The organism is Nostoc sp., from assembly GCF_036917815.1.
In the GTDB taxonomy this organism is placed as follows: Bacteria; Cyanobacteriota; Cyanobacteriia; order Cyanobacteriales; family Nostocaceae; genus Nostoc.
Window position 1 is genome coordinate 18,535 of sequence record NZ_JBALEK010000074.1, and the last position, 12,079, is coordinate 30,613.

The 12,079-nt window shown below is 44.0% G+C and carries 7 protein-coding genes; all 7 read left to right on the forward strand.

Annotated elements, in window-relative coordinates:
• Positions 1–66: 66 nt before the first annotated feature.
• The 7 genes from V7K97_RS22895 to dnaK all read left to right on the forward strand — a co-directional run bounded on the left by V7K97_RS22895 (position 67) and on the right by dnaK (position 11,890).
• Positions 67–1,734 (forward strand): M16 family metallopeptidase, encoded by a 1,668-nt coding sequence (locus tag V7K97_RS22895; RefSeq protein ID WP_334803286.1) that lies wholly within the window; start codon positions 67–69, stop codon positions 1,732–1,734.
• Between the two features lie 248 nt (positions 1,735–1,982).
• Positions 1,983–3,497 (forward strand): M16 family metallopeptidase, encoded by a 1,515-nt coding sequence (locus V7K97_RS22900; protein WP_334803287.1) that lies wholly within the window; start codon positions 1,983–1,985, stop codon positions 3,495–3,497.
• Between the two features lie 262 nt (positions 3,498–3,759).
• On the forward strand, positions 3,760–4,407 hold the full coding sequence (locus tag V7K97_RS22905; RefSeq protein ID WP_334803347.1) for a Uma2 family endonuclease: 648 nt from the start codon (positions 3,760–3,762) through the stop codon (positions 4,405–4,407).
• Positions 4,408–4,599: 192 nt separating this feature from the next.
• Positions 4,600–5,802, forward strand: coding sequence for an alpha/beta hydrolase (locus V7K97_RS22910; protein ID WP_334803288.1), 1,203 nt, complete (start codon positions 4,600–4,602; stop codon positions 5,800–5,802).
• Between the two features lie 708 nt (positions 5,803–6,510).
• Positions 6,511–8,064, forward strand: coding sequence for a sensor histidine kinase (locus tag V7K97_RS22915; protein WP_334803289.1), 1,554 nt, complete (start codon positions 6,511–6,513; stop codon positions 8,062–8,064).
• 478 nt (positions 8,065–8,542) lie between these two features.
• The gene (locus V7K97_RS22920) at positions 8,543–9,361 is read left to right on the forward strand and encodes an SDR family oxidoreductase (RefSeq protein WP_334803290.1); all 819 of its coding nucleotides are present in this window, start codon (positions 8,543–8,545) and stop codon (positions 9,359–9,361) included.
• A 621-nt stretch (positions 9,362–9,982) separates the two neighbouring features.
• Complete coding sequence (gene dnaK, locus V7K97_RS22925; RefSeq protein WP_334803291.1) at positions 9,983–11,890, forward strand: molecular chaperone DnaK; 1,908 nt, start codon at positions 9,983–9,985, stop codon at positions 11,888–11,890.
• The last annotated feature ends 189 nt before the right edge of the window (positions 11,891–12,079 follow it).

Sequence of the window (12,079 nt, forward strand, 5' to 3'; positions counted from 1 at the left end):
AGATTAACGCTCTTTTGCTAAGTATCTTGTTTTTTAGTTAATGTAACTTTATCTTAATTTTCGCTGATGAAACAGAGCAGGGGGTCAATTTTGGATTTTAGACTTCGGCTACGCTCAGTCGAACGATTTGGGATTTGGGATTGTTCAGATCAAGTATCTGTAATACTGCGGCGGTTGTTTGTCACTTTGTTGGCTTTGATCATTTTCTCATGGGGATTACTACCAGAAGTCGCTCTGGCTCAAACTCAAACCGGATCTCCTCCTCAAGAAGCCAAAACTCAAACCCCGCCAGTTCAAACTTCAATCCAACCTTATCTAGATCGAGTCATCAAGCAGTTAACGGAATTTCGCCTCGATAATGGTCTAAAATTCATTGTTTTAGAACGACATCAAGCGCCTGTAGTTTCTTTTCTTACCTACGCAAATGTCGGCGGGGTGGATGAGGTAGATGGCAAAACTGGTGTAGCTCACTTTCTAGAACATTTGGCATTTAAAGGGACGACGCGCATTGGGACAAAAGACTACAAGGCAGAAAAACCTTTATTAGAAGCCTTAGAGCAGTTGAATGCCCAAATTAAAACAGCGAAAGCCGATGGCAAAAAAGATGAGGTGGCTCGATTAGAAACTGAGTTTAAACAAGTAGAATCTCAAGCAGGCAAGTTAGTCAAGCAAAACGAATTGGGGCAAATAGTCGAACAAGCAGGAGGCGTAGGTTTAAATGCCAATACTTCTACTGAAGCCACCCGTTATTTTTACAGCTTTCCTGCAAATAAGCTGGAACTTTGGATGTCGTTGGAGTCGGAGCGATTTCTCGATCCGGTAATTCGTCGTGAGTTTTATAAAGAGAAAGATGTAATTTTAGAAGAGCGACGGATGCGGGTGGAGAATTCACCCATTGGATTGATGGTGGAAAAATTTGTTGATACTGCTTACAAAGTCCATCCCTACAGGCGTCCGGTGATTGGTTATGACGAAGATATCCGCAATCTCACACCAGAAGATGTCCAGAATTTTTTTGATACTCACTATGTACCAAGTAATTTAGCGATCGCCATTGTCGGAGATGTCAACCCGGCTGAGGTAAAAAAACTGGCTCTTGCTTATTTTGGCCGCTTTCAAGCAAAAACCAAAGCTGTTGAACAAATCCCGGTGGAACCGCCACAAAAACAAACACGCGAAGTTACTTTACAGCTAGCTTCGCAACCCTGGTATTTAGAAGGTTATCATCGTCCGGCAATTACCCATCCAGATAATGCAGTCTATGAAATCATTGGCAGTTTATTAAGTGATGGGCGCACGTCGCGGCTGTATAAATCTTTGGTAGAAAAGCAGCGTTTGGCGCTGAATGCCCAAGGTTACAGTGGATTTCCGGGAGATAAGTACCCAAACCTGATATTTTTCTATGCTCTCACGGCTCCGGGTCATACAGTTGATCAATTGGCGGTGGCTTTGCGCCAAGAAATTGACAAATTAAAAACTGAGCCTGTAGCGGCGGCTGATTTGCAACGGGTGAAAACTCAAGCGCGGGCGAGTTTGTTACGTACCCTCGATTCCAATATGGGGATGGCTCAACAATTGTTGGAATATGAGGTGAAAACTGGCTCTTGGCGGAATTTGTTTAAGCAGTTGGATGACATTGGGGCGGTGACGACGGCTGATATTGAGCGGGTGGCCAAGGTGACTTTTACGCCACAAAATCGCACGATTGGTAAGTTGTTGTCGAAACAAGGATGAGGTTGTTTGAAAAGTACTTTGCTGTGACTTTAGGCACTTTTAGATCCCCCCTAATCCACGCCAGTCGCTCCAAGTCGGCGGAGCCGCCCAACGCACTGGCTCCCCTTAAAAAGCGGGGAACCCGGAATCAAAGTCCCCCAATTTATCGGGGGATTTAGGGGGATCTAGAACTTTTGATACCGACAAGAGGACTTTTCAAACATCCTCTTAAGAGAAACGAACCGCAAAGGGCGCAAAGGGAGAGAGATATGCAGAGGTATAAGGTGAAGGGTAAAAGGCAGATAGGGTTGAAAATTCAAAATTGCAAGGGGTTTGTTTATGCTTTCGTTGCTATTTTTACGTGTTTACTTTTAACTTGTAATTTTTCTCTGGCGGCGACGACTGAGGCCAAGCATTACACAGAGTTGCAGTTACCACCGCTACCTGAGATCAAGTTACCCAAGTATGAACGGTTTGTGCTTCAAAACGGCTTGGTTGTCTATTTGATGGAGGATCACGAGTTACCGTTGGTGAATGGTACGGCATTTGTGCGGACAGGGAATCGTTTGGAACCACAAGAAAAAGTTGGTTTGGCGAGTTTTACAGGCGTGGTGATGCGAACTGGAGGAACTAAGCAGCATTCGCCTGATGAACTCAACGAGATATTAGAACAACGGGCGGCATCTGTGGAAGCTAGTATTGGTGAAGCTTCTGGTAGTGCTAGCTTTGACGCACTCAGTGAAGATTTAGAAACAGTATTTGGGCTATTTGCCGAGGTGCTGCGATCGCCAGTATTTGCTCAAGAAAAGCTAGACTTGGCGAAAACTCAAGCTAAGGGTGGCATTGCCCGTCGCAATGACAATCCAGATGGGATTGCTAGTCGAGAATTTAAGAAATTGATCTATGGGAAAGATAGCCCGTACTCTCGCACCGTCGAGTATGCAACAGTAGATCAGGTTTCCCGTGAAGATTTGCTCAAGTTCTATCAGCAATATTTCCACCCCAATAATATGATTTTAGGGATTGTGGGCGATTTTGATAGTCAGAAAATGCGATCGCTCATTCAAGCTAAGTTTGGCAACTGGAACCGTAACCCAGGTATTGCAAAACCTACATTACCAAAGGTTTCGCCAGCTAATACAGGTGGAGTGTTTTTTGTCAATCAGCCACAACTTACCCAAAGTAGTGTGCTGATGGGGCATTTAGGCGGACGTTTTGACAGTCCCGATTATGCAGCGCTGGATGTATTGAATGGAGTGTTAAATGGATTTGGTGGACGCTTATTTAATGAAGTGCGATCGCGTCAAGGTTTAGCATACTCTGTCTATGGCCAGTGGAGTCCCCGCTACGATTATCCGGGAATGTTTATTGCAGGTGGACAAACGCGATCGGATGCTACCGTCCAGTTCGTCAAAGCTTTACAAGCTGAAATCAAGCGCATCCAAACTCAAAGAGTGACTGCAAAAGAACTCGCTTTTGCCAAAGAGTCTACACTCAACTCCTTTGTTTTTAACTTTCAAGACCCCAGCCAAACCTTATCACGGTTGATGCGATACGAATATTACGGCTATCCGGCTGATTTCCTCTTTCGCTATCAAAAAGCCGTCGCCGCCACCACAGCCGCCGATGTCCAACGGGTAGCACGAGAATACCTCAAGCCAGAAAAGCTAGTGACTCTAGTGGTGGGTAATCAAACCGCCATTCAACCACCATTGACACAACTAGCACCACAGGTGACACCAATAGATGTGACGATTCCCAACTCACAACCAGCAAAAAATTAATTGCGTCGCAGAATGTAGAGACGTAGCACTGCTACGTCTCTAAAAGAGTTCTGGATAACGCATATTTAATTTCTGGAAATGACTGAAAACAAATTGTAGTCACAAATAGAAACTAAATCAGGAACTAAAACCTCTGGGAACTCCAGGGGTTTTTTCTTATTCAAACTAAGCTTTTCTTTTCTATCTAGGAGCAAAAATTGTCGCCTCCTCAGTTCAATTAGAGTAAGCTAAACTTAGGTTAAAGCTACTGGGAGTGGAGATGATGTTGTTGGAATTAAAGCGCATCCATGTTCCACCAGGACAAAGAGTGCTACTGCGAGATGTAACCTGGCAAGAATTGGAAACAATTCTAGAAGATTTAGGGGAACACCGGGTAGCACGAATTGCTTATGACAGAGGAATACTGGAGATTATGGCACCACTGCCAGAACATGAATATGATAAAGAAATTATTAGCGATTTAGTCAAAGCTCTTTTGGAAGAGTTAAGTACTGAATTCATCAGTCTTGGTTCTACCACTTTCAAAAACCAAGCAATGGCTCAAGGCATAGAACCCGATCAGTGTTTCTATATAAAAAATGAATCCAAGATTCGTGGCAAGAAACAGCTAGATTTAACAATGGATACTCCTCCAGATTTAGCTCTAGAAATTGATATTACTTCTCGGACTCATCTTAATATTTATGAAGCGCTAAAAGTACCTGAGCTTTGGCGTTTTGATCGAGGGAAGCTCCAAATTAATATTCTCCAAGATGGGCATTATATAGAATCTCAGCAAAGCCTAAATTTTCCTCTATTCCCACTAATTGAGGCGATTCCCCAATATCTAGAGCAAAGTACAACAGCAGGCAGAAATACAACCCTCAAAGCTTTTCGTCTTTGGGTACAAAAGCAGATACAACAGCAATAAGTGAATAAATTATCCATCTTGTGGGGTGGGCATCCTGCCCGCCCTGAAGATGGGTGCGGACACCCATCCCACATGAAAATCCGGGATGTTTTTTTATTTTTAAATTACTAACTGCATTCAAAATATAGAACTATTGCCAACCTGAGCATTAGCGGATAAATTGTACTTCTTTGGAATCGTTATTACCGCTCTATGTTGGCTAAACCAAAAATACTTTTATCATGGCTTGCATTATTACTCAGTTTTGCAAATCTATTTCTTAGCTCTTGGATTATTCTTCCGGCTCCAAATATGTTTTTACTCACCCTAGCAGTGGGAGCGCCAGAAGTCAGTCCTTGGTTATTATTATTAAACTTGCTCTTTTTATTGCTATCTTTCTTCTACATCCGTCGCCGTAAAATACAGCGTTTAGTTTGCATTTTCAGTTTAATCGGATTGCTAATTTGTGGATGGATGCTAGTGAATATCCCATCAACTCAAATGCAGATGGCTAAAGCGATGAAACAAGGATTGGGAGCAAATTATCTAGAGCAAATTCCCATCCAAGTCAGCGCTAAGATGCAAACAGATCCCTTCAATTTAGTTAATTTCTTCTGGGGTATTCCATTAGGCAAAATACGTCATCAAAAAGATATTCTCTTTGCTTCTCCTGCGGGATTCCCTTTAAAAATGGAAGTTTACCAACCCCCAGAGGTAGGGAAATATCCAGCAGTAGTAGTAATTTATGGTGGATCTTGGCAATATGGTAATCCTCATGCCAATTCCGAGTTTAATCAATATATTGCTAATCATGGATATACAGTATTTGCCATCGACTATCGACACGCACCTAAATATCAGTTTCCATCTCAATTAGATGATGTACGTATAGCCTTGAATTTTATTCGCAAACATGCAGCAGCTTATGAAGCCGATCCAGAACGTATGGTACTCTTAGGACGTTCTGCGGGAGCGCATCTAGCAATGTTAGCGGCTTATCAAACAGATGCGCCACCCATTCGTGCTGTAGTCAACTATTACGGGCCTGTTGACTTAACAGAAGGATACAAAACACCGCCAATTCCCGATCCCATTGATAGCCGCGCTGTTTTAAAAGCATTTCTCGGTGGTTCTTTAAAAGAATTACCTAATCAGTATCAAATTGCTTCACCAATAAATTACCTAACGCATCCTTTACCGCCAACTTTATTAATTTACGGTAGTCGTGACAATTTGGTAGAAGCGCAATTTGGCAGACAAATGTATGAACGTTTACATGACTCTGGCAACACTGCCGTTTTTCTCGAAATCCCTTGGGCAGAACACGCTTTTGATGCTGTTTTCAACGGTGTGAGCAATCAATTAGCGTTATATTATACCGAGAGATTTTTGGCTTGGGCGTTGTTCAAGCAATAATTTGATCAACCTACAGCAGTAGTAAAAATGCATCTTATTTACTAATAAAAAGTTTAGTTTTTATTAGCTAGTTTGGCATTTTTATTCAACTAAACTGGTTCTGAAAATTTCATTAGATAGAAGGATTGATAAAATACACCTTATCCCAATTTTTTATGAAGCAGCATAGAATTCGATCCCCCCGAGCAAGCCTTAATAAGCCTTGTCATTACCAACATTTTTCCAAAGACTGGGTTGAAAAATCGATAGCCCAGAACATATCCATTAATCGACACCATCCGCGCCATAGAGTTTACCAACCAGGAAGCCCATCACTTTTACGAGCGAGAAAACCACCCAAACGAGCAACACACTTGCAAAACTCACCTAAAGTTAAATCCAACTAGGACTCGATTACATCCCTACCTCACTTTAAAATATGTTGGTAATGACAAGGCCTTATAAGGGGGGAACCGGAAAAACATCTATCAAAGCAAAGTCCCCCAATTTATGGGGGATTTAGGGGAATCAAGATTATGTGCAACTTCACATTAAATTGGTATTAATTGGAATTTTCACGGATAGCGATCGCTAAATAGGGGAAATTGCGCCTGAATTGTTCGGTTCTACCACTGTCATCAGTACACAAATAGCTATAACCTCTTAGGTAGTAGTGAAATGTCTACCCTAGACGCTGTTAGTCGCTCTTGAATTAAGGGGTGAAAACCTGTGTACAAATGGATATTGCCAAGCCTGAGCGAAATCTTGGCTGAAAATCAATCAAGTGTGGCTGAATGCTCACCTGCCAAAGCAGAGCGGCAGTGGCGTGTCAGCCTCGCAGCGACAGAACATTTGCTATCAAATACTTTAGCACCTGCTTCCCAAGACACAACCCAAGGATTAGTTTTAGCTGCACCAGCGCCTTTATTTAGTCAGCCAAAACTAACTCAAAGCTTACAAACAGTAACTTTTACAGCAAAACCATTTAATCCTTTGGCGCTGATGCCATTTCAGATGCCAGATGCGATGCCTGAGTTGGGCTACGCCAACGCACCAAAAGATGATCGAGTCGCTCTCCACGAATCGGTACTGCCCTTACTACCTGCCGATCCACTAGCCGCAGAACAGTTTTGCTTGGTTTTTACAGATAAATTTAGATTAGTGCTGGTTTTAACAGCATACAAAAACGGTAAAAAAGCGTTTTCATTTTCTTTTGAGCCAGAAGTAGTGCAACAAGCCTGGCGATCGCTAGGAGCAAGGGTAATGCTAGCTAATCCAGAATTTTTTGCTCGCCTGGACACATTAGTAGATCGGTATTCCCCGGTAGCACCAGACTACCGCATCATCAATGAGTTTAGCCAATTGCTGCTTCAGGAATTAACAGAACCAGAAGAGACTAGAGACTCTTCACTAGGGACTGGCGAAGAAGCAGGGGAACAGGGGAGAAGAGTTTTCCCAAATGCCCAATACCTCGCAAACGCTCACTACAAGTCCCCAATCCCCATTACCCCTTATCCCCAGAGGGGGACCCACCTTCCCCAATCCTCAAATCCCGATGTAGAATTGCTCCAAGCCTTCGCTCATGAAGTCCGCACACCTTTAACAACGATTCGCACCATGACTCGTCTGCTGCTGAAGCGGCAAGACTTAGATGCCAGCGTGATCAATCGCTTAAAAATTATCGATCACGAGTGTACCGAGCAAATTGATCGTATGGAGTTGCTGTTTAAAGCCGCAGAACTGGAAACTACTGCCTCAGCAAAATCCTCAAAAACTCAACTCACACCGATGTCCTTAGATCAAGTGTTGCAGCAGAGCATTCCCCGTTGGGAACAAGCAGCGCATCGGCGGAACTTAACTTTAAATGTTGTTTTACCCCAGCACCTACCAACAGTGATAAGCAATCCCATTATGCTGGATCAAGTACTCACTGGTTTAATCGAAAATTTCACTCGGAGCTTACCTTCTGGCAGCCATATTCAAGTACAAGTTATCCCGGCTGGAGATCAACTCAAGTTACAATTGTCGCCCCAATTCGGGTGCAAAGATTCAAATAAAGCCAATACACCTGCAACACCACCAATTCGCAAAGCCCTAGGGCAACTGCTGATGTTCCAACCAGAAACCGGTACGATTAGTTTGAATATCGCCGCAACCAAGCATTTGTTTCAGGCGATCGGTGGCAAACTGATTGTCCGCCAACGTCCACACTATGGGGAAGTTTTGACGATTTTCCTACCTTTAGAAGTTAGCAATAAACACAAACCAGGAGTCATGAGTTAGGAGTTGTAATACTTAACCTGATAGTATTCGGTGACTAACCCAACTACTCTGGCTGTAGCGCAACATATTCAAAGTTTGATATAGCAATCCTGAATCATTCGTGAAAAATCAAGATCCCCGACTTCTTCAAGAAATCAGGGATCTGTGGATCACCCATGAGCAAAATCTTTAATCTGCGTCTAGCTTGGCCCAATACAGTTCAGTTAGCGCCAAAAACCTTAAACTGTGTAGGTTGGGGAGCCACTGCGTTGGGGAGCCAGCGCGGTCTTGGGGGAAACCCCCATGAGCGACTGGCGTCGGCTATGCCGACTTGTAGCACGTGGCGTTTGAGGAACGAAACCCAACATTTCCGGGGCTTTGTTGGGTTGCGCTTTAGTTAACCCAAGCGTATTGTAGTTTGGCGATGTGATTAGGTGTAGCCCGTCGTAGACATCACATTTTTTAAGTAGATTAGCAATAGATATCTCAAAGGCACTTTATGACTTCTTTTGAAACTTCAGTTGAAGATTTGGTACTAGTTGCTGGTGCTACTGGTGGAGTAGGACAACTAGTGGTAGGCAAACTGCTAGAGAAGGGCTTGAAAGTTCGTGTATTGACACGCAATGCTGCAAAAGCTGAAGAGATGTTTAACCAGAGAGTAGAAATTGCCGTTGGTGACATCCGCCAGCCAGGTACACTGCCAGCCGCAACCCAAGATGTCACCCACATCATAAATTGTACCGGAACCACCGCCTTTCCCTCTGCGCGATGGGAGTTTGACCACCCCCCGAACTTGATTGAATGGGGAATCACTTTCCTTAACCCCAAATCTAGTGAAGCAAAAGCAAAGAATAGTCCGGCAAAGGTCGATGCCCAAGGTGTCAGCAACTTAGTGGCAGCAGCACCCCAGAATTTGCAGCGATTCGTTTTCGTCTCCTCTTGCGGAATTCTCCGTAAAAATCAGTTTCCTTTTAGTATTCTCAACGCTTTTGGTGTATTGGATGCCAAACAGAAGGGCGAGGAGTCCATTATTAATTCAGGATTACCCTACACCATTATCCGCCCAGGACGCCTCATTGACGGACCTTATACTTCATACGACCTCAACACCCTCCTCAAGGCAAAAACAGGGGGTAAATACGGTGTGGTGATCGGTACTGGCGATACACTTTCGGGTGATACCAGCCGAATTGACGTAGCAAACGCTTGTGTAGAATGCCTTTTTCAGCCAAGTACTTCTAAGAAAGTTTTTGAAATAGTCAACCAAGGACAAAAACCGCCTGTAATTGACTGGGAAACTCTTTTTTCTTCGCTCTGAAACTGCTAAGTGCTGAGTCATCTTTTATCCAATGCCCCATACTTCTCTTCTTAGGCTGCGCCAACGACTGCGTTCAGTACAAGTGCCCCATGCCCAATACTTCTCTTCTTAGGCTGCGCCAACGGCAACTCTTGGAGACGCTACGCGAACGCTCAGTACAAGTGCCCAATTCTCATTGCTTCTCTTCTTAGGCTGCGCCAACGGCAACTCTTGGAGACGCTACGCGAACGCTCAGTACAAGTGCCCAATTCTCATTGCTTCTGTAGTTTATTACCTCTAAAGACGGCAAACACCACTCTGACGTTACGGTTCACCCTAATTGCTGAAAGTATTAATTCTTCTACATTAGACAGAGTGAAGACAAATTAATCCATGAACCAACTAAAAACACAATTTAGTTAGTTTAACCGTCCCAAGCAAGGTTCGGGAAACCACCCTTCATGGAATGGCTACCACTAAGGTTCAGTATATATATCAGCATAATCTGGAGTTTTAACCCCAGGAAAGCCAAATCAAAGGTATTCATGCTGAACTGGCTGATTTATTGACCCTGTTGGTTCAAAATTTAGTGCTTTATATTCTCATTCATTCATTTGTAGTTATACGGAGCCAGCACCTAAAATGGCAAAAGTAGTTGGAATTGACTTAGGAACAACGAACTCCTGCGTTGCAGTGATGGAAGGTGGTAAACCGACAGTAATTGCTAATGCTGAAGGTTTTCGGACAACGCCATCAGTAGTTGCATTTGCGAAAAATGGCGACAACTTGGTTGGCCAAATCGCCAAACGCCAAGCGGTGATGAACCCCGAAAATACGTTTTACTCAGTCAAACGCTTTATCGGACGCCGCTACGACGAAGTGAGTAACGAAGCTACGGAAGTTTCTTACAAAGTCCTCAGCAGCAACGGCAATGTCAAATTAGATTGTCCAATCGTTGGTAAACCGTTTGCTCCTGAAGAAATTTCGGCAAAAGTTCTTCGCAAACTAGTTGAAGACGCTAGCAAATACCTGGGTGAAACCGTTACCCAAGCTGTAATCACCGTTCCCGCATACTTCAACGACTCTCAACGGCAAGCGACAAAAGACGCTGGTAAAATTGCCGGCATTGAAGTTCTGCGGATTATCAACGAGCCAACTGCTGCTTCCCTAGCTTATGGGTTTGACAAGAAGAGTAACGAAACCATTCTGGTATTTGACCTTGGTGGTGGTACCTTCGACGTATCCGTGCTGGAAGTAGGAGATGGGGTTTTTGAAGTACTAGCCACATCTGGTGATACCCACCTAGGCGGTGACGACTTCGATAAAAAAATAGTTGACTTCTTAGCTGAGAAGTTCAAAAAAGCCGAAGGTATTGACCTGCGGAAAGACAAACAAGCCTTACAACGTCTGACTGAAGCCGCAGAAAAAGCCAAAATTGAGCTTTCTAGCGTCACCCAAGCAGAAATCAACCTACCATTTATCACCGCTACCCAGGATGGCCCCAAGCACCTGGATACAACTCTGACTCGCGCTCAGTTTGAAGAACTTTGCTCTGACTTAATCGACCGTTGTCGTATTCCTGTAGAAAACGCCCTCCGGGATGCGAAGTTAAGCAAGAGCGATATTGATGAAGTGGTGTTAGTTGGTGGTTCTACCCGCATTCCCGCAGTCCATCAGATTGTGAAGCAGGTATTGGGTAAAGACCCCAACCAAAGCGTCAACCCTGATGAAGTCGTAGCAGTTGGTGCAGCTATTCAAGCTGGCGTACTGGCTGGTGATGTAACTGGCATCTTGCTGTTAGATGTGACACCGCTATCTTTGGGTGTGGAAACATTGGGCGGCGTGATGACCAAAATTATCCCCCGGAACACCACAATTCCCACCAAAAAATCGGAAGTTTTCTCCACTGCTGTGGATGGTCAAACCAACGTAGAAATTCATGTTCTTCAAGGTGAACGCGAATTTTCTAACGATAACAAGAGTTTGGGGACCTTCCGCCTAGATGGTATTCCTCCTGCACCACGCGGCGTTCCTCAAATTGAAGTGGTTTTCGATATTGACGCTAACGGTATCCTTAACGTCACTGCTAAGGATAAAGGCACTGGTAAAGAACAGTCCATCAGCATAACCGGCGCTTCCACCCTGGATAAAAATGACGTTGACCGGATGGTGAGAGAAGCTGAACAAAACGCTTCATCTGACAAAGAGCGGCGTGAGAGGATTGAACGCAAGAACCAAGCCGATTCTTTGGCATACCAAGCTGAAAAGCAGTTACAAGAATTGGGCGATAAAGTTCCCGATGCTGACAAGACCAAAGTTGAAGGTTTGGTGAAAGAACTGCGGGAAGCAGTTGCAAAAGAAGACGATGAGCAAATCAAGAAGCTCACCCCAGAATTGCAACAAGCGCTATTCGCTGTTGGTAGTAACATCTATCAACAAGCCGGTGGCGGTGCTGCACCTGGTGGTGAACCTCAAGATAGCAGTAGTTCCACGTCTAGCTCTACTAACGGCGACGATGTGATTGACGCTGATTTTACAGAGAGCAAATAATTCCCTTACTTCTTTTGGGAAGATTATTTAGTTCCCCCTCATATTACCCACTTAGGCATTTGTCTGGGTGGGGATTTTTTTTATGGTCTGACTTTTCACGTTGTTTAGAAAAGCCGATGAAAAACCTAAATCCCTAACCCCCGTCATCAGACCAATTTAAAAGCAAAGAGAAAGTCCTTTTACGGTCAG